At 36.9% G+C, this 20,863-nt stretch carries 32 protein-coding genes and 1 pseudogene; 16 read left to right on the forward strand and 17 right to left on the reverse strand.

Annotated elements, in window-relative coordinates; genetic code table 11:
- The 13 genes and pseudogenes from AYJ55_RS19935 to AYJ55_RS27150 form a co-directional block, all read right to left on the reverse strand.
- Window positions 1–413, reverse strand: a pseudogene (locus tag AYJ55_RS19935) (TerL protein); the annotation flags it as partial.
- A 162-nt stretch (window positions 414–575) separates the two neighbouring features.
- A complete protein-coding gene (locus tag AYJ55_RS19940) occupies window positions 576–1,175 on the reverse strand; it encodes a hypothetical protein (RefSeq protein ID WP_063657649.1) in 600 nt (199 codons plus the stop codon).
- A gap of 260 nt (window positions 1,176–1,435) precedes the next feature.
- Window positions 1,436–2,428 carry a tyrosine-type recombinase/integrase gene (locus AYJ55_RS19945; protein WP_063657707.1) on the reverse strand — a complete coding sequence of 331 codons (993 nt, stop codon included), beginning with the start codon at window positions 2,426–2,428 and terminating at the stop codon, window positions 1,436–1,438.
- 6 nt (window positions 2,429–2,434) lie between these two features.
- Complete coding sequence (locus AYJ55_RS19950) at window positions 2,435–2,632, reverse strand: hypothetical protein (protein ID WP_063657645.1); 198 nt, start codon at window positions 2,630–2,632, stop codon at window positions 2,435–2,437.
- Window positions 2,629–3,201, reverse strand: a complete 573-nt coding sequence (locus tag AYJ55_RS19955; RefSeq protein ID WP_063657676.1) for a hypothetical protein — start codon at window positions 3,199–3,201, stop codon at window positions 2,629–2,631. Before AYJ55_RS19955 ends, AYJ55_RS19950 begins: the two co-directional genes overlap by 4 nt.
- Before the next feature lie 170 nt (window positions 3,202–3,371).
- The gene (locus AYJ55_RS19960) at window positions 3,372–3,821 is read right to left on the reverse strand and encodes a lysis protein (protein ID WP_063657600.1); all 450 of its coding nucleotides are present in this window, start codon (window positions 3,819–3,821) and stop codon (window positions 3,372–3,374) included.
- Window positions 3,788–4,273, reverse strand: a complete 486-nt coding sequence (locus AYJ55_RS19965) for a lysozyme (RefSeq protein WP_063657599.1) — start codon at window positions 4,271–4,273, stop codon at window positions 3,788–3,790. Before AYJ55_RS19965 ends, AYJ55_RS19960 begins: the two co-directional genes overlap by 34 nt.
- Entirely contained in the window at window positions 4,233–4,469 is a 237-nt protein-coding gene (locus AYJ55_RS19970; RefSeq protein ID WP_245677456.1) for a phage holin family protein, read from the reverse strand. The genes AYJ55_RS19965 and AYJ55_RS19970 overlap by 41 nt, the downstream gene beginning before the upstream one ends.
- A gap of 88 nt (window positions 4,470–4,557) precedes the next feature.
- Window positions 4,558–5,193 carry an ATP-binding protein gene (locus AYJ55_RS19975; RefSeq protein WP_162505763.1) on the reverse strand — a complete coding sequence of 212 codons (636 nt, stop codon included), beginning with the start codon at window positions 5,191–5,193 and terminating at the stop codon, window positions 4,558–4,560.
- Between the two features lie 105 nt (window positions 5,194–5,298).
- On the reverse strand, window positions 5,299–6,453 hold the full coding sequence (locus AYJ55_RS19980; RefSeq protein WP_187153333.1) for a hypothetical protein: 1,155 nt from the start codon (window positions 6,451–6,453) through the stop codon (window positions 5,299–5,301).
- Window positions 6,454–6,597: 144 nt separating this feature from the next.
- Entirely contained in the window at window positions 6,598–6,876 is a 279-nt protein-coding gene (locus AYJ55_RS19985; RefSeq protein ID WP_063657620.1) for a hypothetical protein, read from the reverse strand.
- A gap of 390 nt (window positions 6,877–7,266) precedes the next feature.
- Window positions 7,267–7,476 carry a hypothetical protein gene (locus AYJ55_RS19990; protein WP_063657619.1) on the reverse strand — a complete coding sequence of 70 codons (210 nt, stop codon included), beginning with the start codon at window positions 7,474–7,476 and terminating at the stop codon, window positions 7,267–7,269.
- Window positions 7,477–7,677: 201 nt separating this feature from the next.
- Complete coding sequence (locus AYJ55_RS27150; RefSeq protein ID WP_074168171.1) at window positions 7,678–7,944, reverse strand: hypothetical protein; 267 nt, start codon at window positions 7,942–7,944, stop codon at window positions 7,678–7,680.
- Between the two features lie 8 nt (window positions 7,945–7,952).
- Here AYJ55_RS27150 and AYJ55_RS20000 point away from each other — a divergent pair, with 8 nt between their 5' ends.
- The 3 genes from AYJ55_RS20000 (at window position 7,953) to AYJ55_RS20010 (ending at window position 9,763) form a co-directional block, all read left to right on the forward strand.
- Window positions 7,953–8,318, forward strand: coding sequence for a cytosine permease (locus AYJ55_RS20000; protein ID WP_162505736.1), 366 nt, complete (start codon window positions 7,953–7,955; stop codon window positions 8,316–8,318).
- A gap of 130 nt (window positions 8,319–8,448) precedes the next feature.
- Complete coding sequence (gene parM / locus AYJ55_RS20005; RefSeq protein ID WP_063657616.1) at window positions 8,449–9,414, forward strand: plasmid segregation protein ParM domain-containing protein; 966 nt, start codon at window positions 8,449–8,451, stop codon at window positions 9,412–9,414.
- 1 nt (window position 9,415) lies between these two features.
- Window positions 9,416–9,763, forward strand: a complete 348-nt coding sequence (locus tag AYJ55_RS20010; RefSeq protein WP_063657615.1) for a hypothetical protein — start codon at window positions 9,416–9,418, stop codon at window positions 9,761–9,763.
- 163 nt (window positions 9,764–9,926) lie between these two features.
- Here the strand turns inward: AYJ55_RS20010 and AYJ55_RS20015 are convergent, their stop codons facing one another.
- From AYJ55_RS20015 to AYJ55_RS20030, 4 genes are all read right to left on the reverse strand, one after another.
- Window positions 9,927–10,199 carry a hypothetical protein gene (locus tag AYJ55_RS20015; protein ID WP_063657708.1) on the reverse strand — a complete coding sequence of 91 codons (273 nt, stop codon included), beginning with the start codon at window positions 10,197–10,199 and terminating at the stop codon, window positions 9,927–9,929.
- A 3-nt stretch (window positions 10,200–10,202) separates the two neighbouring features.
- Window positions 10,203–10,475, reverse strand: a complete 273-nt coding sequence (locus tag AYJ55_RS20020) for an HU family DNA-binding protein (RefSeq protein ID WP_063657613.1) — start codon at window positions 10,473–10,475, stop codon at window positions 10,203–10,205.
- Between the two features lie 16 nt (window positions 10,476–10,491).
- Window positions 10,492–11,577 carry a replication initiation protein gene (locus tag AYJ55_RS20025; RefSeq protein ID WP_063657709.1) on the reverse strand — a complete coding sequence of 362 codons (1,086 nt, stop codon included), beginning with the start codon at window positions 11,575–11,577 and terminating at the stop codon, window positions 10,492–10,494.
- 315 nt (window positions 11,578–11,892) lie between these two features.
- Complete coding sequence (locus AYJ55_RS20030) at window positions 11,893–12,072, reverse strand: hypothetical protein (RefSeq protein WP_063657710.1); 180 nt, start codon at window positions 12,070–12,072, stop codon at window positions 11,893–11,895.
- Between the two features lie 296 nt (window positions 12,073–12,368).
- On the opposite strand from AYJ55_RS20030, the gene AYJ55_RS20035 reads away from it, so the two are divergent.
- From AYJ55_RS20035 to AYJ55_RS20095, 13 genes are all read left to right on the forward strand, one after another.
- Window positions 12,369–12,560 carry a hypothetical protein gene (locus AYJ55_RS20035; RefSeq protein ID WP_063657711.1) on the forward strand — a complete coding sequence of 64 codons (192 nt, stop codon included), beginning with the start codon at window positions 12,369–12,371 and terminating at the stop codon, window positions 12,558–12,560.
- Window positions 12,561–13,017: 457 nt separating this feature from the next.
- Window positions 13,018–13,500 (forward strand): replication/maintenance protein RepL, encoded by a 483-nt coding sequence (locus tag AYJ55_RS20040; protein ID WP_187153343.1) that lies wholly within the window; start codon window positions 13,018–13,020, stop codon window positions 13,498–13,500.
- Window positions 13,501–13,707: 207 nt separating this feature from the next.
- Entirely contained in the window at window positions 13,708–13,899 is a 192-nt protein-coding gene (locus tag AYJ55_RS20045; RefSeq protein ID WP_063657713.1) for a hypothetical protein, read from the forward strand.
- 497 nt (window positions 13,900–14,396) lie between these two features.
- Window positions 14,397–14,804 carry a replication/maintenance protein RepL gene (locus AYJ55_RS20050; RefSeq protein WP_063657714.1) on the forward strand — a complete coding sequence of 136 codons (408 nt, stop codon included), beginning with the start codon at window positions 14,397–14,399 and terminating at the stop codon, window positions 14,802–14,804.
- Between the two features lie 210 nt (window positions 14,805–15,014).
- On the forward strand, window positions 15,015–15,206 hold the full coding sequence (locus tag AYJ55_RS20055; RefSeq protein ID WP_063657704.1) for a hypothetical protein: 192 nt from the start codon (window positions 15,015–15,017) through the stop codon (window positions 15,204–15,206).
- 469 nt (window positions 15,207–15,675) lie between these two features.
- Window positions 15,676–16,080, forward strand: a complete 405-nt coding sequence (locus AYJ55_RS20060; RefSeq protein ID WP_187153344.1) for a replication/maintenance protein RepL — start codon at window positions 15,676–15,678, stop codon at window positions 16,078–16,080.
- Between the two features lie 203 nt (window positions 16,081–16,283).
- A complete protein-coding gene (locus tag AYJ55_RS20065) occupies window positions 16,284–16,475 on the forward strand; it encodes a hypothetical protein (protein WP_063657713.1) in 192 nt (63 codons plus the stop codon).
- Window positions 16,476–16,910: 435 nt separating this feature from the next.
- Complete coding sequence (locus AYJ55_RS20070; protein ID WP_063657716.1) at window positions 16,911–17,432, forward strand: replication/maintenance protein RepL; 522 nt, start codon at window positions 16,911–16,913, stop codon at window positions 17,430–17,432.
- Between the two features lie 207 nt (window positions 17,433–17,639).
- Window positions 17,640–17,831: a hypothetical protein gene (locus AYJ55_RS20075; protein ID WP_063657713.1), complete on the forward strand. Its 192-nt coding sequence runs from the start codon at window positions 17,640–17,642 to the stop codon at window positions 17,829–17,831.
- 473 nt (window positions 17,832–18,304) lie between these two features.
- Window positions 18,305–18,730, forward strand: coding sequence for a replication/maintenance protein RepL (locus tag AYJ55_RS20080; protein ID WP_063657717.1), 426 nt, complete (start codon window positions 18,305–18,307; stop codon window positions 18,728–18,730).
- A gap of 202 nt (window positions 18,731–18,932) precedes the next feature.
- A complete protein-coding gene (locus AYJ55_RS20085) occupies window positions 18,933–19,124 on the forward strand; it encodes a hypothetical protein (RefSeq protein WP_063657713.1) in 192 nt (63 codons plus the stop codon).
- A gap of 442 nt (window positions 19,125–19,566) precedes the next feature.
- Complete coding sequence (locus AYJ55_RS33795; RefSeq protein WP_245677479.1) at window positions 19,567–19,854, forward strand: hypothetical protein; 288 nt, start codon at window positions 19,567–19,569, stop codon at window positions 19,852–19,854.
- 437 nt (window positions 19,855–20,291) lie between these two features.
- Window positions 20,292–20,777, forward strand: a complete 486-nt coding sequence (locus AYJ55_RS20095; protein WP_162505765.1) for a hypothetical protein — start codon at window positions 20,292–20,294, stop codon at window positions 20,775–20,777.
- Window positions 20,778–20,863 lie beyond the last annotated feature (86 nt).

The following is a 20,863-nucleotide window of genomic DNA, read 5'->3' on the forward strand; positions in this document are numbered from 1 at the left end:
GTGCTGTCAACATACTCTTCTTTGCGGGAGCCAAAGCCAATTACCATCTCTTTATTAAAGAGACATAAAGCGCATGCGAGTGCAATTGACGTCCAGCTTAAGCCCATTTCGCGGCTTTTTTCGGTAATACCGTTTTCACGTCCTTTCCAGCGTGTCATTATCCAGTCAATCCATGCTTCCTGTTTCGGGAACAGCAAAAAAGGAATAGTCACCGGTAACCCGTAATCGACATTTCGTGGGTCTGTCGTCATGCCCCAGTCAATAATAAACTGCGCGGGATTATCCTTATAAAATCGGGTTAATCGTTTAAAACTTTCCGGCTGCTGGCGTAACCGTTGTAGACGCTCATCGCGCCACTCAAATACCTTAAAATAATCTGGTTTTTTAAAGTCAAAAGGAAAAGGTAACGGCATAGGAATTTGTCCGGAAAAAAGCGACTCAAAAAAATATTTTGCACATAAACGTGTACATAAAAATACAAAAAATGGGGTTAAACTCATATAATCAATTGATATTAAATAAATATTTAAATTTAATATCATTTATAACATAAATAAGTAAGCGATTTTAACCCTTTACCCCATCAGTTTTTGGTACGCTTCTGCGGCCTCTTCTAAAGTCATTTCTCGAGTAATTGCATTTTGCGGTAGTATATCTTCTGGTATAGGGCTACCTTGCAATTGCTTAATTTCCAGTAATAAGGTAGTTGGTATAGGAATGCCTTCTATCTCTAAAAATTGCGCGGCCTCTAGTGAAGTGATTTCGGCTGATTTTTTTCGCTCGAGTATCGATCTTAAGTATTCTTTTTGTTGATGCTTTTCATCGTTAAAGAAGACTTCATTGATCCCCATCTTTTTGTAAACGGCAATATCATTGTGACTAGGCAATACTTCTTCTATCGTTGTCGTTTCGCCGTCTGCCGTGGTTTTAATAATTTTGCGTTTTCGGATTTTGGTGTTTTGCCTTGCTGTTTCTGCTAGCTCTTTTTTCAAAATGTCGGCCGCATGATGAAAAGCATGATCAAATTCGTAATAATCCTTTCGCCAATTTCTAATCGTTTTTTCATCCACATGCAGCCATTTTGCAATGAAATGATTTGATACTTTGCCTTTCACCAAAGACAGGTTGATCACGTCATCAATATACGCTTTTTTATATTTAGCTTTCCCTGACATGACAACCTCTTTTTAACCTTTGTGCAACATTCGTAAAATTAGCCATTTTGGGTGCGGACTTATTTTGCGGAAGTATGCGAAAAAAATCCCTCTTCATGCGTTGTTATTATTAGGTTTTCCAATTTTTCAAAATGCGGAAGTATGACTGCGGAATTATGCGTTTTTGGCTATTCTGTAATTTTTTACCTGAATCCCTTTGATGTAAAGCAATTAAGGTTTTAACCCCATTTACCTTAATGATTAAAAAATGAACGCAAATGTTAAAAATTTAACTCAAAAATTGACCCTGAAAATCGACCGTAAATATTTGAGGTGGTCTCAATGTTTTTATGACCCAGCATTTTAGAAATAACATGAATATCATTCCGTTTTTTGATAAGACGTACCGCTGCAAAATGCCGTAAGTTATGAAATTTCCCAATCCTGAATTTTTCCAGTAATTCCTTAACAATTCCTGTCGTACTGTAATTTAACGACAGTCTTTTCACTGATTGACTGACAATTAATGGTTCATGTAACCCAAACTTGTTTTTATCCAATAGCGACAATAACCCTTTTGGCATCGGTAACAATCGCTGAACGTCAGCTTTTAAGCCTTCAATAACACCGTTTCGTGTTACATGTTTTGAGATATTCAAATATTCCCCTTGAATATCGCTATAATCCAATGCCAATATTTCGCTTATCCGAAGCCCAATCACCGATGCCAAGATGAAGGCAATCTTTTCTCTGACGGGCGCTTCTTCAATCATCCTATCCACATTCTCAAACGCCGGAATGAAAATAGGCTTTTCCCCTTTTCTTTTCAATTTTGGAATTGGACTGACACCAACATTTCGCATTGCTTTCAGCAGCAAATAGGCAGAATGCAGATGTTTAAGCGTATTTTCCGGTAAACCGTTAAATTCACTCGGGCGAATATTCAACGCCATTTTTGCTTGCAACGTTTCGTCAATCGAAAACAAGGCATGTTTAATCGTATCGAGCGAACTTTGCCGTAAATGCCCCGTTTCACACTGAAAGACCTTTTTCCCCACATAAAACTGAATCAACTTGCGAAGATGCCAATCTCGGCATTGCTCTTTTTCTTTTGCCATCATCGCCAAAAATCGCTCAGATTCGCTCAGAAAAAGAAAATGGCAAGCAGCTTCCCGCGTTTTAAAGCTTTTATGAAATCGTCCTGCTGGATTTTCGTAATGCACACGAAAACCCTCGCTATCATGGCGAGTTTTGACTTGTTTAATTGAACTCATTTGCGATTATCGCTTTGTTGTTAACCTGGCCACAATTTTTGCTTGATTAAGACAATCTTCTATCATCTTGCCTCTTCTACTAGCTGGCTGTTTGCGATAATAGCGGATGGCTTCACGGGTGGCTAAGCTGGCGACAGAGGTAGAAAAGCCCAGCTTGATTAACTCGGCCTTAACATTGGCTTCGATGAATTGCTCAGGAGTCATCCTTCTAACCTCATGCTTCCACCAATTAAATCAAGGGGGATTTGAGATAACTCCATTACTGTTTTTTCAGCTTTTTTAAGAATGGGTAAATCATCTTGACGCTTACGTAATCGACGACCAGCATCCGAAGAGTCTTTATCAGACTCTTTTCTGGCTGTAGCAACAATATTTTGTAATTGCTCAATAGTAAAAGCTAATCCTTTATTTTCTTCCAACTCCGTCATGTAGTCATAGATTTTAGCCTGTAACTCATAGCTGTAACTCATTGCCATTAGACAGGCTTCACGTTTTGGAAATCGGTAAATTTTTCGAATAGACTGGGCACCGTTTCCAGTGGTGAAAATATCATCAGCTAAAAATTTAGCAGATGTTTCTCCAAGAACTTTGGGTACTTTTGCCATAAAATTATTGTGCTGTAACTTGCGATATTTTTTGCAAGGAAACGTTAATCTCTCTGCTTCCGCTTTTGATTTCCGCTCCGCATTAATATAGTCCACCATTTCCAGACTGGTCATTGTTGGCATTTCTGTTACTAAAAAATTGTCATTTTTAGTTGTTACTAATTTCATCGTACTTTTCCTTATAGAAAATCGAACCTGCGCGCACAGAACAGCCGCCCACAGAAAAGCACCATTTTAAACGGCGTTCTTCAGGCTCGACTTTCTATAAGGTTCTGTGTTTTATTGATGCGCGTGCGTGGCGCTGAGATTGTTAAGATTTGAACGTGCCAATGACCGATTCAGTGACACTGTGTTTTGATGTACTGCTGTAGATATTCCGTCTGCTTTTCGTTCTCAGCTATCATCGCTCTGAGACGGAAATAATCTTCTCGAGCTGCCTTACTAAGTTGTGGGGTGGCTTCATTATGTCGGCTCTGGGTGGTAGCGGTTTTGGGTATTGGACACACGGCATTGACGTGCAACTGCTTAGTGCCAGCACGAACAGCATCATTGAGCTTAGCAATTTCAGCTTTGGCATTATTTAATTTCTCCGTGTGTTGAATATCGAGTTGGTGCAAAGAATCAATCTTTTGCTGCTGTAATTTCACGGCTTCAATTTGTGCGCGATATTGCTGTTTTAATGTTTGGTAGTTTTGCCTGATGGTTTGATAACGGGAGTTGATAAAAATAAGTGAGAGAATTAACCCTGCAATAATCACTCCGATAAATGAGTAAGGTCGCCATAACATATTACGCTCTCAATTTCCCGACGGGTAATTAGCCCTTTCCAGACTTCGCCTTTCACATAAACCCACCGCTTCATCTCATCACATGCCCCTTTTCGGTCATTGTTGTTGAGCTTTTTGAGCAAGGTCGATTTGGCAAAATTACCCACGCCCACGTTATAAGCAAATGAGTAAAGGGCTGCCTGTGTTAGCGTGTTGATATTGACCTTAATCAACGGGTCAACATAACGTTTAACGGCTTTTAAATCGTCATTAAGCCACTTATCGCAGTCTTCTTGCGTGTACATCCGGTTACGCACAATATCCTTGCCTGTATGACCATAACAAACAGAGAGTACACCACCTCCATCGAAGTAAGGTTTAAATTTTAATCCTTCAAAATGCGTTATCATCGTTGAGGCTAAAAACAACGCACTACCGCCCGTTGCCATCAATATTTTTTTCGGTATCTTCATACTGACGTTCCTTGAGTCTGTACTCCTTTTTGCGGTAGTACACGTTGATAAAAAATGTCCCTATCGTGCAGACAATACCCATCACAGCTACCCACTGCTCAAGGGTAAAAAAATCAAAAATCGTTGTCATGACTCCCCCGAGGGTGGTCATGATGCCCCACAGATAGGCGGCAGGTGTTGAGTATTTTTCAGACATGCGCATATACCCTCGTTGTTGAGGGTTCCATTGCTTTGAATTGATTGGATTTGAGTAGTGAAACTCAGTGATTTAAAACTTTTTTTCGTTATTGAATTTTACGGCGGTAGCTTGACCAATTGAAATTTAACCAAAGCCCATTGCTCATCATCATTCTATCGATGACTCTATCGCCCAAAAATTGCCGAATTTGTTCACTGTTCAAGTTCGTGAGCATGCCAAGCGGTTTTTTGTGTGAAGTCCGCTTATCAACCATCTGATTTACAATAATCTTCGTATTCTCGCTATGCTGATACTGAATACCGATTTCGTCCAAGATCAACAAATCAACTTTGCAAAGTTCATCTAGCAATTGTTGTTCTGTCAATGTCGTATTTTTTTCGTAGGTTGCTCGAAAACGCATCATCAAATCCGCAATGGTAATACACAATACGGATCGCCCTTTGCTCATGAGATAATGCCCTATCGCTGCTGCAAGATGATTTTTGCCTGTTCCGCATCCACCGCTAAAAACAAATCCGCCAAATCCCACTCCAAAATTCTTTGCAAAGGCGACGGATTGGTTCAACGCATTTTTCTGACCGGCGTTGAAAACGCGATAATTTTCAAATCGGCAATGTGCATGCAACGGGGCGATACCCGAGCGCCCAAACAAGTTTTCTATCCGGCGTTGCTTGCGAAAAATAGCGTCTTGCAAACTGGCTTCTTCGGATATTTTTTGCATTCTTGCCAAATGTTCTTCCCAGCTACAGGCAATTGGCTTGATATTGGGCGGCATGATTTTTTGCAATCGTTGAATAATATTCATAGTTTTTTCGCAAAAAACAGATTAACCGTTAATCACCACAAAACCTTCGGGATTACTTGGGCGTGTTGTGATCTCGTTGATGAGACTATTTCGCTGATATTTTTTTTGCTCAATCCACGAAACCTCAAAGCCTTGCCAGTTTCTAAGCATGCATTCAGCCAGCACGTTATCGGTGGAATATCCTAGTTCATTGGCTTCGTTGACTGCTGTCGCCAGTCGGTTCAGGGCGGTTTGTGTCAGTGGCGCTTTTTTGTTTTTGCGGTGTTGAAGATAATCATCCCAAACTGATTCACTGGGTTTCTGCTCAAACAGGGACAAATTCAGTTCAGATTTTTTCGTGATGATCTTAGTTTTGGGTAGCGAAATACCTCCCGCAACTACCAAAACACCATCTTGCAGATAGTCTTCTGCTGTGGAAGATTTCCGCAGTAAGATTATCCCTGATTTCAGACAGGCTAGTTTAGCGAAAGATTTTTCTCTGGGAGAGCTTGCGTCGATTTCAATGCCACATTGGTTGCCGTGCTTGTCACTCACCAGCAAATCAACTCTGCCAGAACGACAATCACCCCGTTCCTGTACTCGAAACTCCCTGTTGCACTCGAAACCAAGTCCGATAATTTTTTGCTCAACGGCTCGATGTAGCTCATCGGCAGACTTGTCGACAAACTCCTGAAATTCACCACGCAGCGAATCCGCCAAAATTAGCTTCAAGTCAAAATTTTGAGAAGGAAGGGTTAGGGATGGTTTATATATTTCTGTAATCTTTGTAGTAATCTCTTGATCAAACGAACTCGATAATGTCGATTCCCCGAACTCGACAATGTCTACTTCGGGAGCTCCATTTTCTCCATCTCGCGAAACTCCCTTTTTTGAGTTGGCGAAATTATCCAGAATTTCATTAAGCTTACCTTCATCAATTTTGTAATATGTTTTATGTTCAAGCCGTTTTTCTGTAACGAGTAAAACTCCAATTGCGACTAATTTTTTTATTGCTGTTCGTTGTTCGTCATGTGTCAATCCGGTTTCTTCTTCAAGATCATCTCGAGTTTTGTAAACTCCTAATTCAGAATTAGCTTTGTCCTGCCAGTAAAATATTTGGGAAAAAAGAATTGCTGCGGTTAATCCACCAAGCGGTTTGGCTAAATTTGGATAATACGCATGTGGATTACCTATCAATCGTAATGTAGCGGCACTTTTCACTCAATCACTCCCGTTATTGAATTTTTGAGAACGATTTCATATAAAAATGAGAAAATCATCATATGAAAAAACGTGTGATTTCCCTGGGGGGGTTAAAGTAGATTTGAAGAAAAATAATTTTTAATTATAAAAATAGGCGTCAATGCGCGCTCTTTGTTCGATGATTTTTTGTTTTTGTTGTTTTTTGCGGTAATTCATAAACAGATTGGCATAAACCACAATCTGTCGTTGAAAATTCTGTAATTGCTGGCGTGGATTTTCGTGTCGCCAAAACGCTTTTTTGAGTTCTTGATTAAATTCACGTTCAGCGTCTTTCTTGGCAAGAAATTCAATTTTCCTGATTTCTCGCCTGATTTTTGCATTACTCTTACTTTCTTTAAAAATAATTTCTTGGGGCATTTTCCCTCCTGAGCGCTATATTTTGATGTTTCTGAATTTCAGATGATAACAACCCCCGTAAAAACGAAGAGTTAAATACGATTTCCACAAATCGAATGAATGTGGATAACCGTGTTATTGAATAAAAAACACCAAAACAGAACACACAAAAACGGCATTCTGTCCTCTGCGACTCGCAGAGAGGAAAACCCCAAATTGTATAAAGAGCAAATGCTGTGCAAAAGACAGCTAAAAATAGATTTTACAATTGTAAGTCTAAAATTAAATTTGTCAAATAGTTGATCAAATTCAATAACTTAAATAAAAAATAAACTGATCAAAATCAATAAGTTACGATTAAAAAATAATCGTATTTTTTAAGGTTGGATGATTGAATTTTTCAGCGATAATTTAGCAATTTTTTGTTGCGTATATTTTTGCTCTGCTTTCGCCTATCAAACTTCCATTTCCACCTTCAACATCAAAGTGGTAAATCAGCCCTTTTTCGGTGAATTCTTGCTTTTTCAATTTCACGATTTTCAAGATTTCGTCGTTGTGAAAAACGGACATACCTGCTTGTAACCGCCGAAAGGTTGTTCTGTATTTGTTAGCTTGAATCATGATAAATTCCCCTTGTTTTCGAGCGAAAAGAACTAGAAATATCAGAACAATTCTTATTGTTTATAAAAAAGGGAATATGCTCCGTTGTTGCTACATATTCCCTTTGGGTGTTTACTTGATTTCCAACTCGTGTCTGGAAATCAGAAAAATAAAAAAACAAATATAGTTATTATTGTAGTTCCCTAGTGTTGGCCAACTGGCCTATGAAATCTGTTTGCAAAAGCCCATTTTCTCGGGGTTTTTCATTATAAAAATCCGGTTATTTTTATTTGTAATATCTAAAACGTACTCGTACATCAGCATTCCCTCATCCAAACAAGAGAAACAAAAATCTAGGCGCCAGATTTGGAATTGAGATCGGGTGGCAGACTGAATGGGGTTAGTACTACCGGACAAAGTGAACGGCGAGCCTTTCGGCTCCCCCATCCAGCCAACCATAGAAAGTGGCGTAGGAAGTGTGCCGGCCATAATACTTCATGCCGGTCTTGATTTCATCACGGGGCACTGCGCTATCGATGATGGGCATCTTAAACCACTTTGTAGATTTCCTTTCCATACTTGGCATTATTTTCCCACCAATAACTGGTGTCATGCTGGTTGATTACTACATTTTGAAAACGAGCAGGAAAATTCTAGACGAAACTAGAGAAAAACGGATATTACCTTCTGATTCAGATACTCCTTTAATTGGCTGGTCTGCTATTTTTGCTTGTATTGCTGGCACACTTGTCGGCGTATTCTTCAACTTCGGCATCCCCTCGTTGAATTCTATTCTGATGGCTGGAGTGACTTATTGGATTTTGATGATAATAACAAGAAAAAAAAGCATCAAAAACTCATAAAGTAATATAAAATTCAAATTTTAATGACTATTTAGCAGCAAAAATGATGCTAAAATTCATAAATTATATTGCTGAATGTATTTTTTCATCTAAAATGACAATTATTTGATGCAAAAAAGATGAGGAAAACATGAAAGTTTTTATCGATGATGGCTCAACGAATATAAAATTAATTTGGCTAGAAAATGATGAAAAAAAAGTAGCTATTGTTCCAACCAGTTTTAAGCGTGGCTGGGTCGCTGACATTGGTAACGATGATATCGTTAATTTTTTAATTGAAGGTGAAAAATATTCTTTTGATAAATTGGATATTCGAAATATAACAACCAATAACAGCGAGTGGCAATATAGCCTGATAAATACTGTCGCCATTCATCATGCTCTATTGCAAACTAGCATTATTCCTCAAGAAGTTGATATTACTGTTACTTTGCCATTGGCAGAATATTATGACGAAGATAATCAGATAAATTTTGATAATATAGAGAGGAAGAAAAAAAACTTAAGAAAAATCGTATCAAACAATAAAAATTTTCCAATGTTTTCTTTTAAAGAAATATCTGTTAAACCTGAATCAATACCTGCCGGATTTGATAAATTGATTGATATTCCAGAAACACAATCAATGTTAATTGTCGATATAGGTGGGACTACGTTAGACATTGCTCAAATTAGCGGAAATATGTCAGGGGTTGTTAATTTAGCTGGTGATTCTGATATTGGTGTTTCAATAATTACACGTGAAATTAAACGTATATTAGAAACAGCAAACACTTGTGCTTCAAATTACATTGCTGATCAGTTCATCATTAATCGCCACAATAAAGAATGGCTCAAAAAAAATACAAACGATCCAAGTAAAATAAATACCGTTGTATCAGCTATTAATCAAAATATAAAACGATTATCTGATCGAGTTATCGAGTCAGTGAGTCTTTTTAGTGGTTATTCATATGTTCTTGTGATAGGTGGTGGCGCTCCTATAATTTCTGATGCTTTAAAAGACCATACAAAAATTATACCAGAGCGTTTTTATATGTCAGAAACCCCACAGCTAGATCTTGTTAACGGACTTTATTTAATGGGGAGAAATTAAGGTGAAAAATAAAAATGTCCGTAGATTTACTTTATCACTTTCTGAAACTGATCAATCAGAAGCATGGCTAATAAAACACTTGAACAAATCTGATAAAATCAACAAAGAATGCAAACGAGCTTTGCTGGCCGGCTTTGCTCTTGATAAGGCATCACCTAGGCTCGTTGATATATTATCTCGGCTTTTAGGAGATGATATAGAGTCACAGCAAATAAAAGAGCTAGTTTATGTTTTCCTTGCTAATCAGGCCAATTTACCAAACAACAATAAAACAAATGATTATTCAACAACTTCAACCAATAATTACGATATAGCATTGAAAAAAAGTAAATCCTTCATGGCAGATTGATTACTTTATGTTGAATTAGCCAACTTTCGCAGTTGGCTTTTTCTATTTCTGAAACCTGAAAACTCAAAAGTTGCTATAACGCATTGTGGGCAACGATAAATTTTTAGACGTACGAATTTACGTTTTTATCGAGAAAATCTCTCATAATTGATTACAGGACGTTTTAGAGGGTGTTCTGACTCTTCTTTCTGTCTTTCTTTAGCACTTCAATGAAGACTTGCTCGAATTCGTCATTTTTGGGTAGGTCTTGATTGAGGATATATTTTCTGACGAAAAAATCGGGTTCAATGCCTAATCGTCTTGAGGCTTCAAAACCTCGCTTGACCCAATCCAGCGGCAAAGTGTGCTCATGGGCTAATTCCTCTGCCCAATGCCAATCAAACTGTTTGATTTCATCTTCACACAGAATACGAATTGAACTTGCGTCATAGGTCATGAATTACTTCACCGCATCTTTGAGATTTTGACCTGCTTTAAAACTCGGTACATTTGCAGCAGCAATTTTAAGTGGTTCGCCTGTTTTTGGGTTTCGTCCTTCCCTAGCTGCTCGTTGCTTAACCTGAAAACTACCAAAGCCAATGAGTTGTACGTCATTGCCGGATTTCAAAGATTCTGTCACAGATTCTATGAAAGCGTTAATCGACTTCTCTGCGTCTTTCTTGCTCAAACCTGATTTCGCTGCAACTTTACTGATGAGTTCTGTTTTGTTCATGGTGTGCCTTTTCAAATCAAAAATTTTGTATTAATTCTAGGTCTTTTTTAGAAAAGGAAATATCTTTGTTTTGTTCAGTTTTTGCAACGGATATTTTTGTATTTTTGCCTTCTCTCATCGCCAACTCTCGTTTTTTCTCTTCGTGCCAATTTCGTTTACAATACTTTGAGCATTCCACTGCTCTGCGCAAATCTGGCATAGTTAAACGCAATGTAGGGTCGTATTTCTTCAAATCTTTCTCGTACTGATAGAGAATCTCAGTGTTTTTCTTCATCCATTCGCCTTCGTCGTGAGAACCAGATTTGACATGTGGGCGCTTGGCTAGTCTTGGTCGTGTTGGTTTTGTTTTGAATAGATCGTCTTTTTCTAGAAGATAAGTAATTTCAATGTCTGTTATTGACCTGCCTGTTTTTATAGTACGCCAATTTAAGGAAATTTCTGTAAGTGACTGGATCTGTTCGAAAGCAGGCATTAGTGTGAATTTTTTTATATTATTGAATTCTTTTGATATGTTTGGAAAAATCTTACGTATTTGCAAAATTGATAATTTCAGCATATGAACTTCTAACTTTTTAGACTTTTTTAATTCAATATTTTTAGCTTTTTTTATTTCACTTAACATTATTAGATATAATCTAAATGCTATTGGATTTGTTAAATTTTGGATTGATTCTATAGAACATATTGTAAAATTACCTTTTAACTCAAAAAGGTATGGCTCTATACTTTTAGTAAATCTTAAAACTATTTTGCTACAATCTTCTTGTTTTTCATAAAAACTACCTCCGTCTATCCAGTTAGAAAAATTAATTGTTCTCATATTGTTTTTATCTAACCTAAAAAACTCTATTTGTTTTTTCGATAGGCTAATTAATGCTTCTCTCATAGTCACCCAGACCTTTTGTTCGTTAGTACTGAACATGTTAATAAATTCTTTTGGGTACAATGTGATATTACCTGGATTTTCTGTTTTTGAGTCTACTTTGGATAAAGCTAATACAAGTAGACGCATTTCATTACGGTTAAGTTTATAGCTAGCATTAATCAAATCGTTACTTTGTACTAAGTTGTAATTTGGATCTCTATCTAGAGTTGCACTCATTTTTTAATCCTTTTAAGGTGAAAATAATTATTCGTGACTGTTTTTATTTATCTTTCCTTTTAACTTTGTTATTTAATTATTCCTTTATAAACATAAAGTTACACAAGATAAGCCGTAGCAAAAAGTCGTTATAGCCGTAGCAAAAAGTCGTTATAGCCGTAGCGTTTTTCTGTGGATAAAATTGAAGTTTATAGAATCATAAATTTATATAAATTCTTATATATCAGTTAGTTGTTTTTATTACTGTTGAATTTTCACTATTAAAAAAACCATTCTATTTATTATTACTTAATAATAGCCGTAGCAAAAAGTCGTTTAATTTTTTTCTGATAGTGATTCTTCTAACATATTAGTTGCTTCTATAACTGCATCAATTAATCTATATTTATCATGTCCTTGTGATTTTTTAATCATTCTTATTTTATCTATCCTTTCTTTCACTTCTCTTGGAATTCTTATAGATACATAATCATCATAGACTATTTTTTTTGACATAAATTTCTCCTTTAATCTGCAATGATAATAGTAATTTGACAAAAAAAAGCAACAAAAAATTGACTTTATTTTTTGTTGCTATAATATTGATGTAGTCGCTCCATGTAAGTGCTGTAACACCTACACAGAGCTAACCCAAACCTACGGTAACTAGGAGTAAGGCTAATGAAAAAGTCTACCTTCCGCGTGCTTGTCTGTGAAGCACCGAATAACATAATTAAGTTGTTTGTTGAAGAATCCCGCAATTTAACCCTTCGTCAGCGTGCCCGAATTCTCCAGCGAGTTGGGGGTGCGGCATGAAATACTTCAAAGCAACCATCATCACTAACGTTGACCACGAGAAGGGTAAGACAACAAATTTCATCTATCTTTCCTCTGAGACGAAAATAGCTGCCAAGAAATTGGCCTCTCAACATATCTTTAAAACGGACGGCGCAAACTGCTGTTTTTACAAATCGCCCAGATTGGAAGAAATTAGTATTTTGTGATTTTCGCGTGACTGTGTTCCCTTTAATTTCCGGTTATCTTCCGCTTCCTCGCCCGTTCGCTCGCGTTGCTCGGTCACTTGGCTGTGGCGAGCGGTGCGGGTTAAGTTTTGAAAAGATTTTTTGATTTTTTTAACGCAGGAGACGTTGAAACGGAGCGCCACTTGTGAGTACAAAATAGCGTCAACGAGGAAGGGGGGGTTAGTTTGTTACTATTTAGTTGTCTGGCATTTCGTACTGATTAAAAACAATATATAACCCATCCTATGTATTAAAAGGGATTGTATCTATTTTTATCACTTCACAAGGGTATATATGTACCGTTATGGAGTTACACTTGTAACTTCTGAAAGATACATTTACACCTTTTAAAAAAGGTATTAAAATACCTTATTGACAAGGTATATTTTTGTATGTAAATTGTCACGTTATATAGAGTGACATATGCGGACAAGACATGGTGACTAAAAAGAGAATAAAAACTGCATTTTATGAGCAAAAAAAAGACACTGTGGATATAAACACTGGAGAAATAATTTCTGAATCAAAGACAACATTATCTCGTTATTCATCTGAACCGCCATATGTGAAAATGTATATTGATGATATATGTTCAATGATTAAAGTTCCTGACTCATTAAAAAACGTCTTGTTTCTTATGCTTAGAAAGCTCGATTATGATGGTTATATGACTCTTTCAACCAGATATAGAAAATCAATGTGTGACCAACTTAGTATTAAAGATGGGACTCTAAGAAATAGATTGGCTCTTCTTGTAAAAAAAGGATTTGTTCTGAGTGAGGGAGGAAATGAATATTTAGCCAACCCTAAATTTTTTGCTAGGGGAGAATGGAAGTCCATCATAGAACAAAGATCAGCATTTGAATTAAAAATTAAATATTCAGAAGACGGTAGAGAAATTACTACAGAAAGAATTTTATAAACTAGTCGCTAACTGATGGGAATGGTGATCCCAAAAGTTAGCTAATCCAAACCCTAACAGTACTAGGAGTCGGACTATGGGAAATAGTACCTTCCGTGTGCGCGTAATTGAAGCGCAAAATCAAATCATCGAGTTATTCGCTCGAACCTCACGCAATTTAACCCGTCGTCAGCGTGCCCGAATTCTCCAGCGAGTTGGGGGTGCGGCATGAAATACTTCAAAGCAACCATCATCACTAACGTTGACCACGAGAAGGGTAAGACAACAAATTTCATCTATCTTTCCTCTGAGACGAAAATAGCTGCCAAGAAATTGGCCTCTCAACATATCTTTGAGACTGACGGCGCAAACTGCTGTTTTTACAAATCGCCCAGATTGGAAGAAATTAGTATTTTGTGATTTTCGCGTGACTGTGTTCCCTTTAATTTCCGGTTATCTTCCGCTTCCTCGCCCGTTCGCTCGCGTTGCTCGGTCACTTGGCTGTGGCGAGCGGTGGGCGTTTTAATTTTAAGGATTTTTTGGATTATTTTTTAATTTTCTTTCTAAGTTTAGCTTGCGAGCACCGAACACCGTCGACGAGGAAGCGGAAATTAGTTTGTTGCTACTGAGTTGTCTTGTAACTCCTGAAAAACAAGAAAGAATCTAAGATAGATAAATAGTTATATATAAATCAGTATTTTAAATAAATTTTGGTAATCATATAATTAGTTAAGGTAACTATATGATTATATGTTAATAACTAAATAATCATTATTAATAACTATATAATTATTTTTAATAATTAAAAAAGTTATTTTTAGGATATGAAAACTTTTATTTAATAACTTTAAAAAAAACTTGAAATAATTTTTTTTATTATTATAGTTAACTTTAAAATTTATTTAAATGAGGCCGATATGGGACGTAGACATGTAAACCTAGAAACAGGGGAAATAACTCAAGAGCCTGATTTTATAAAGGTTTATATAAATGACCTATGTAATGTAAAGGGAGTTACTGGGCTTCAAATGAACATATTTCATTTTATGTTAAAACATATGAATGATCACAATGAAGTATCTTATGGTAAATCTGCAAAAGATAGATTTTGTAAAAGACATGATACTAGTTTAGCTGCCTTTAATAACAATATTAAAGCGTTAATAGCTGCTGGTTTAATAGAAAGAGTAAATCGAGGAGAATTTCGAGTTAATAAGAAGTACGCAGTTAAAGTTGATTGGGATAGGGTTCAATCCATCATTTGGGTTAGTACCTACACCAAAAACGGAAAAACAGAAGAGATTACATTTTCAGAGATGAAATGATTTTATAGTCGCTGACTACAAGAGTCGTTACCTCTTGCAATCAGCTAACCCAAAACCTAAGATGACTAGGAGTTGAGCTATGCGAAATAGTACCTTCCGTGTGCGCGTAATTGAAGCGCAAAATCAAATCATCGAGTTATTCGTTCGAACCTCACGCAATTTAACCCGTCGTCAGCGTGCCCGAATTCTCCAGCGAGTTGGGGGTGCGGCATGAAATACTTCAAAGCAACTATCATCACTAACGTTGACCACGAGAAGGGTAAGACAACAAATTTCATCTATCTTTCCTCTGAGATGAAAATAGCTGCCAAGAAATTGGCTTCTCAACATATCTTTGAGACTGACGGCGCAAATTGCTGTTTTTACAAATCGCCCAGATTGGAAGAAATTAGTATTTTGTGATTTTCGCGTGACTGTGTTCCCTTTAATTTCCGGTTATCTTCCGCTTCCTCGCCCGTTCGCTCGCGTTGCTCGGTCACTTGGCTGTGGCGAGCGGTGGGTGTTTTAATTTTAAGGATTTTTTGGATTATTTTTTAATTTTCTTTCTAAGTTTAGCTTGCGAGCACCGAACAGCGGCGACGAGGAAGCGGAAGTTAGTTTATTGCTGATCAGTTGCATGGTAATTCTCTCCAAAACTTCAAGATATAAGAAAGGAGAACGAGATATTAAAATTCTGATTTTAAAGAATTTTAATTTTTCATATGTTTAACAAGCTACTGAACATATATGTTCAGTATTATCGAACATGTGTTTATAAATAGATGTTCGTTTTTTCATAAAATATGTTTGACATTAATAACAACTGTGTTTATAGTTTTATATAAACATATGTTTAAAATTGTGAACTTATATGTTTATAGATAATGTCGATATGCAAAAAAATAAAGACCTTTTTATTCAATTTTCCGAAAAAAATATTGGTGCTGTTAGAGAGATATTTAAGAAAAATACCGTTTCGGGTGATATTTTTTTATTCTTAACCGAATTTATGAATAAAAACAATGCAGTAGTTTGCTCACATCGTGTTCTTGAAGAAGTTACGGGTAAAAAAAGAACAACTGTAAGTTTAGCTATTAAGTGTTTAAAAGATAACGGATTTATAACCATTCTAAAAATGGGTACAAGTAATGTCTATGTTCTAAATCCTCATGTGGTATGGAGAGCATGGAGAACAAATAAAGCGTATTGCAAATTTGAGGGACCCATTTTACTTTCAAAAAGTGAAAATGAAAAAATTACAAAAGAAATGCTCAGATCAATAAATATTGATGAGTAATCGCTGATAGCAAGAGTTTTCGCCTCTTACTACCAGCTAACCCTAAACCTACATGTGATAGGAGTAAGGCTAATGAAAAAGTCTACCTTCCGCGTGCGCGTAATTGAAGCGCAAAATCAAATCATCGAGTTATTCGTTCGAACCTCACGCAATTTAACCCTTCGTCAGCGTGCCCGAATTCTCCAGCGAGTTGGGGGTGCGGCATGAAATACTTCAAAGCAACCATCATCACTAACGTTGACCACGAGAAGGGTAAGACAACAAATTTCATCTATCTTTCCTCTGAGACGAAAATAGCTGCCAAGAAATTGGCCTCTCAACATATCTTTGAGACTGACGGCGCAAACTGCTGTTTTTACAAATCGCCCAGATTGGAAGAAATTAGTATTTTGTGATTTTCGCGTGACTGTGTTCCCTTTAATTTCCGGTTATCTTCCGCTTCCTCGCCCGTTCGCTCGCGTTGCTCGGTCACTTGGCTGTGGCGAGCGGTGGGTATTTTAATTTTAAGGATTTTTTTGGATTGTTTTTTTAACTCAATTTTTACGCTTTAAATTGCGAGCACCGTCGAAGAGAAAGCGGAATTAATCCGTTGCTACTGAGTCGTCTGATACTTCTTTCTATCAAAAGATACAAGAAGAGAAGTAATCATAAAACCTGTTATAGAAAGAATTAAATTTTTAATATCTGTTTGTCACAACCATAAATACTGTTGTTGCTGTAATCAAAAATGAGTGTCTTTATGATTACGTTAAAATCAAAAAATACGTTGACATAATCAAAAAAACAACTAAAATGCTTAAGTAAGAGTAAGAAAAAATAGAAAAATGCATATGACGGAATCAAAAAATATCGATGTAATAAGGCACAAACAAAATCCATTCATGGAAAATATGATGATTCCTATGGGGACTAAACAAATTCGATTATCCAAAATGGGTAAAGATCGGAATGTATTAGTCAATCAACTTACAGGAGAAATTTTAGGAACGCATGTAACAACTTATAAAAAAGTTGATAGGGGGAAATTTATAAAACTTTTCGCTGAAAATATAGCGATGACTTTTGAATTAGGCTCTGCTGGACTAAAAGCACTAAATGTATTGATTTTTACAGTGCAAAATTCAGGAATGAACAAAGATAGAGTTGTGTTAGATAAATACGCTTTAGAAGAATTTTTATCTGATTCAGGTCAAAAATTATCTCAAGCAACATTTACTAGAGGAATTAAAGAACTAGTAGGGGCTCAAATAATCGCAAGATGTTTAAAACAAGGAGATTATTTTATTAACCCAAACTTTATTTTTAATGGAGACAGAGTTGCATTTACTACAGCAATAGAAAAACAAGATTAAATTAGCGGTACTTGAACGGGCTCTGAACCCCGCCCAAGCACCTGATCCAACAACCTAAGTCGATAGGAGTCGGACTATGCGAAATAGTACCTTCCGCGTGCGCGTAATTGAAGCGCAAAATCAAATCATCGAGTTATTCGTTCGAACCTCACGCAATTTAACCCGTCGTCAGCGTGCCCGAATTCTCCAGCGAGTTGGGGGTGCGGCATGAAATACTTCAAAGCAACCATCATCACTAACGTTGACCACGAGAAGGGTAAGACAACAAATTTCATCTATCTTTCCTCTGAGACGAAAATAGCTGCCAAGAAATTGGCCTCTCAACATATCTTTGAGACTGACGGCGCAAACTGCTGTTTTTACAAATCGCCCAGATTGGAAGAAATTAGTATTTTGTGATTTTCGCGTGACTGTGTTCCCTTTAATTTCCGGTTATCTCCCGCTTCCTCGCCCGTTCGCTCGCGTTGCTCGGTCACTTGGCTGTGGCGAGCGGTGGGCGTTAAATTTTAAAAAGATTTTTTGGTTTTTTTTAAAGAAAATCCGGTTTTTCCTTAACTCAGTCCGCTCACCGCAGGAGACGTTGAGGCGGAGCGCAGCTTGCGAGCACCGAACAGCGGCGACGAGGAAGCGGAAGTTAGTTTGTTGCTATTGAGTTGTCTGATAGTTCCAACTAATACAGATACAGAAAGGGAATGCACTATAAAATTATGATTTATAATTATTTTTTATTTTACAGTATCAGTATTGATGATACTGATGAGTCTCATAGCTAATGATACTCAGTTTTTAAAATAAAAAAAATATTTGACACAACCAGTATCTTTTGGTTATAGTTTTTATTACTGGATTGAGACTGAGGGGTATCATATAAATTGAAATTAGATAATTATAATTTCGTCCAGTTATCAAAAGGATATATGAATCATTTTAGAGGTCTAATAAGCAAACATCCTCTTGCTGCTGAAATATTAATTTTTTTCATGGAAAAAATGGGAAGAACGACAAACGCTGTTGTATGTAGTTATCAATTACTACAAGAAGTGACCGGATATAGTCGTCCAAGTGTAGCAAGGGCAGTAAGAATCTTAAAAAAAGATAACTGGATAGATACGGTAAAAGTTGGAAATGCAACCGCATACTGTGTTAATGAAAAAGTAGCTTGGCAGGCAGGTAGAGATGAGCGTCAATATGCTATTTTTAGTGCCACAGTTGTTGCCACTTCTACTGAACAAGAAAGTAATTTTAGGGAAAAATCGAAGGAAAAATTAACGTATATTCCTTTTGTTGAGAAAGAATAATCGCTGATTGAAGGAGTTAACGCCTCCTACAACCAGCTAACCCAAAACCTACGATAACTAGGAGTCGGACTATGAGAAATAGTACCTTCCGTGTGCGCGTAATTGAAGCGCAAAATCAAATCATCGAGTTATTCGTTCGAACCTCACGCAATTTAACCCTTCGTCAGCGTGCCCGAATTCTCCAGCGAGTTGGGGGTGCGGCATGAAATACTTCAAAGCAACCATCATCACTAACGTTGACCACGAGAAGGGTAAGACAACAAATTTCATCTATCTTTCCTCTGAGACGAAAATAGCTGCCAAGAAATTGGCCTCTCAACATATCTTTGAGACTGACGGCGCAAATTGCTGTTTTTACAAATCGCCCAGATTGGAAGAAATTAGTATTTTGTGATTTTCGCGTGACTGTGTTCCCTTTAATTTCCGGTTATCTTCCGCTTCCTCGCCCGTTCGCTCGCGTTGCTCGGTCACTTGGCTGTGGCGAGCGGTGGGCATTTTAATTTTAAGGATTTTTGGGATTTTTTTAGTTAATTCAGTTTCCTTACCTTAGATCGGGAATACCGAAAAACGTCGACTAGGAAGCGGAAGTTAATTTGTTTCTTGATGAGTTGCTTGGTAGTTCCTTACACCTAAAGATTAATAAATAAACCTCATGTAAGTTATTGATATATATAGATGTGAGTTTTCATTTTCTGATCCTTTGGAAACCTATTTTTGCACCTTGTAGAATCAAAAAATATATTATATTGGTTTTTAAGAAACCAAAAAAAACCTTGTTAAAACCATTTTTTATTATATAATGGCATTACAGAGTTCAGTTAATAATGAGAAAATGGATGGCAGAGATTAGATATGAAAGTAATCCTTTCTTAGAAAATATGGTTATACCGTTTGGTAGAAAAACGGTAAAGCTTTCTCCGCTAGGACGTGAAGATAATATTTTAGTTAATCAATTCACTGGTGAAATAAGGGGTACTCATGTTGCCACTTATAAAAAAGTTGATTCTCAGTGTTTTGTGAAATTATTTACTGAGAATATTGCACTAGCATTTAATCTTAAATCTGCAGGTATAAAGGCATTAACGGTACTAATATTTATAGTTCAAAAAATCCGCCATGAATAAGGATGTGGTAAATTTAGATTCATACACTTTAAAAGAATTCCTAAATTTTAACGAAGGAGTCAAAACTATCTATGACAACTTTTAGGAGAGGACTCATAGAACTTGAAGAAGCTAAATAATAGCTAAGGCATTGAGAAAAGGAAATTATTTTATAAATCCAAACTTTGTTTTCAATGGAGATAGAATAGCGTTCTCAACAATTATTGAAAAGAGAAAACGCAATATCAAGTAATTAGTCGCTAGCTGTTTGGGTTGCACCCTCACAGCTAGCTAGCCCAAAACCTACTGTAACTAGGAGTCGGACTATGGGAAATAGTACCTTCCGCGTGCGCGTAATTGAAGCGCAAAATCAAATCATCGAGTTATTCGTTCGAACCTCACGCAATTTAACCCTTCGTCAGCGTGCCCGAATTCTCCAGCGAGTTGGGGGGTGCGGCATGAAATACTTCAAAGCAACCATCATCACTAACGTTGACCACGAGAAGGGTAAGACAACAAATTTCATCTATCTTGCGTCTGAAACGAAAATTGCCGCCAAGAAATTGGCCTCTCAACATATCTTTAAAACGGACGGCGCAAACTGCTGTTTTTACAAATCGCCCAGATTGGAAGAAATTAGCGTTGAAGAGTATCTCGCTAATACCGAAAAACAGACGGATATTATCGAAGAACAGGGCATAGACCAGTTTTGCGCTTTACTCACGATATTTGGGGTTCAGGAAGAATACGACGAAGGCGAGATTCGCGATGCGGAGGATTTGTTGGCCAATCCATCAGAAGAGCCAGAGATTTTTGAGCAATACACCGAACTTCGTGAATTGTTGTCCGTGAAAATACAGGAAGCAGACAAAACTATCTCTTTAAGCGAAATCAAGGGAATAGCGATTCATCTTTTTGAGTGTGGAAAAATAATCAGTTATTAACGCAATCAACAGAGTTATCCACTAAATCTGTCGTTATGTCTGTGGAAAACGTGGGAGAAGCGGAAAAAAGCGAGGCGAATATAGTA

It is taken from the genome of Candidatus Arsenophonus triatominarum, from assembly GCF_001640365.1.
GTDB classification, from domain to species: domain Bacteria; phylum Pseudomonadota; class Gammaproteobacteria; order Enterobacterales; family Enterobacteriaceae; genus Arsenophonus; species Arsenophonus triatominarum.

What these genes read in the sequence shown, in the direction of transcription:
- AYJ55_RS19940 (WP_063657649.1), bottom strand. Translation starts at nt 1,175, where the DNA reads ATGTCAGGGAAAGCTAAATATAAAAAAGCGTATATTGATGACGTGATC.
- AYJ55_RS19945 (WP_063657707.1), bottom strand. Translation starts at nt 2,428, where the DNA reads ATGAGTTCAATTAAACAAGTCAAAACTCGCCATGATAGCGAGGGTTTT.
- AYJ55_RS19950 (WP_063657645.1), bottom strand. Translation starts at nt 2,632, where the DNA reads ATGACTCCTGAGCAATTCATCGAAGCCAATGTTAAGGCCGAGTTAATC.
- AYJ55_RS19955 (WP_063657676.1), bottom strand. Translation starts at nt 3,201, where the DNA reads ATGAAATTAGTAACAACTAAAAATGACAATTTTTTAGTAACAGAAATG.
- AYJ55_RS19960 (WP_063657600.1), bottom strand. Translation starts at nt 3,821, where the DNA reads ATGTTATGGCGACCTTACTCATTTATCGGAGTGATTATTGCAGGGTTA.
- AYJ55_RS19965 (WP_063657599.1), bottom strand. Translation starts at nt 4,273, where the DNA reads ATGAAGATACCGAAAAAAATATTGATGGCAACGGGCGGTAGTGCGTTG.
- AYJ55_RS19970 (WP_245677456.1), bottom strand. Translation starts at nt 4,469, where the DNA reads ATGTCTGAAAAATACTCAACACCTGCCGCCTATCTGTGGGGCATCATG.
- AYJ55_RS19975 (WP_162505763.1), bottom strand. Translation starts at nt 5,193, where the DNA reads ATGCAAAAAATATCCGAAGAAGCCAGTTTGCAAGACGCTATTTTTCGC.
- AYJ55_RS19985 (WP_063657620.1), bottom strand. Translation starts at nt 6,876, where the DNA reads ATGCCCCAAGAAATTATTTTTAAAGAAAGTAAGAGTAATGCAAAAATC.
- AYJ55_RS19990 (WP_063657619.1), bottom strand. Translation starts at nt 7,476, where the DNA reads ATGATTCAAGCTAACAAATACAGAACAACCTTTCGGCGGTTACAAGCA.
- AYJ55_RS27150 (WP_074168171.1), bottom strand. Translation starts at nt 7,944, where the DNA reads ATGGCCGGCACACTTCCTACGCCACTTTCTATGGTTGGCTGGATGGGG.
- AYJ55_RS20000 (WP_162505736.1), top strand. Translation starts at nt 7,953, where the DNA reads ATGCCGGTCTTGATTTCATCACGGGGCACTGCGCTATCGATGATGGGC.
- parM (WP_063657616.1), top strand. Translation starts at nt 8,449, where the DNA reads ATGAAAGTTTTTATCGATGATGGCTCAACGAATATAAAATTAATTTGG.
- AYJ55_RS20015 (WP_063657708.1), bottom strand. Translation starts at nt 10,199, where the DNA reads ATGACCTATGACGCAAGTTCAATTCGTATTCTGTGTGAAGATGAAATC.
- AYJ55_RS20020 (WP_063657613.1), bottom strand. Translation starts at nt 10,475, where the DNA reads ATGAACAAAACAGAACTCATCAGTAAAGTTGCAGCGAAATCAGGTTTG.
- AYJ55_RS20025 (WP_063657709.1), bottom strand. Translation starts at nt 11,577, where the DNA reads ATGAGTGCAACTCTAGATAGAGATCCAAATTACAACTTAGTACAAAGT.
- AYJ55_RS20030 (WP_063657710.1), bottom strand. Translation starts at nt 12,072, where the DNA reads ATGTCAAAAAAAATAGTCTATGATGATTATGTATCTATAAGAATTCCA.
- AYJ55_RS20035 (WP_063657711.1), top strand. Translation starts at nt 12,369, where the DNA reads ATGAAATACTTCAAAGCAACCATCATCACTAACGTTGACCACGAGAAG.
- AYJ55_RS20045 (WP_063657713.1), top strand. Translation starts at nt 13,708, where the DNA reads ATGAAATACTTCAAAGCAACCATCATCACTAACGTTGACCACGAGAAG.
- AYJ55_RS20050 (WP_063657714.1), top strand. Translation starts at nt 14,397, where the DNA reads ATGGGACGTAGACATGTAAACCTAGAAACAGGGGAAATAACTCAAGAG.
- AYJ55_RS20055 (WP_063657704.1), top strand. Translation starts at nt 15,015, where the DNA reads ATGAAATACTTCAAAGCAACTATCATCACTAACGTTGACCACGAGAAG.
- AYJ55_RS20060 (WP_187153344.1), top strand. Translation starts at nt 15,676, where the DNA reads ATGCAAAAAAATAAAGACCTTTTTATTCAATTTTCCGAAAAAAATATT.
- AYJ55_RS20065 (WP_063657713.1), top strand. Translation starts at nt 16,284, where the DNA reads ATGAAATACTTCAAAGCAACCATCATCACTAACGTTGACCACGAGAAG.
- AYJ55_RS20070 (WP_063657716.1), top strand. Translation starts at nt 16,911, where the DNA reads ATGACGGAATCAAAAAATATCGATGTAATAAGGCACAAACAAAATCCA.
- AYJ55_RS20075 (WP_063657713.1), top strand. Translation starts at nt 17,640, where the DNA reads ATGAAATACTTCAAAGCAACCATCATCACTAACGTTGACCACGAGAAG.
- AYJ55_RS20085 (WP_063657713.1), top strand. Translation starts at nt 18,933, where the DNA reads ATGAAATACTTCAAAGCAACCATCATCACTAACGTTGACCACGAGAAG.
- AYJ55_RS33795 (WP_245677479.1), top strand. Translation starts at nt 19,567, where the DNA reads ATGGCAGAGATTAGATATGAAAGTAATCCTTTCTTAGAAAATATGGTT.
- AYJ55_RS20095 (WP_162505765.1), top strand. Translation starts at nt 20,292, where the DNA reads ATGAAATACTTCAAAGCAACCATCATCACTAACGTTGACCACGAGAAG.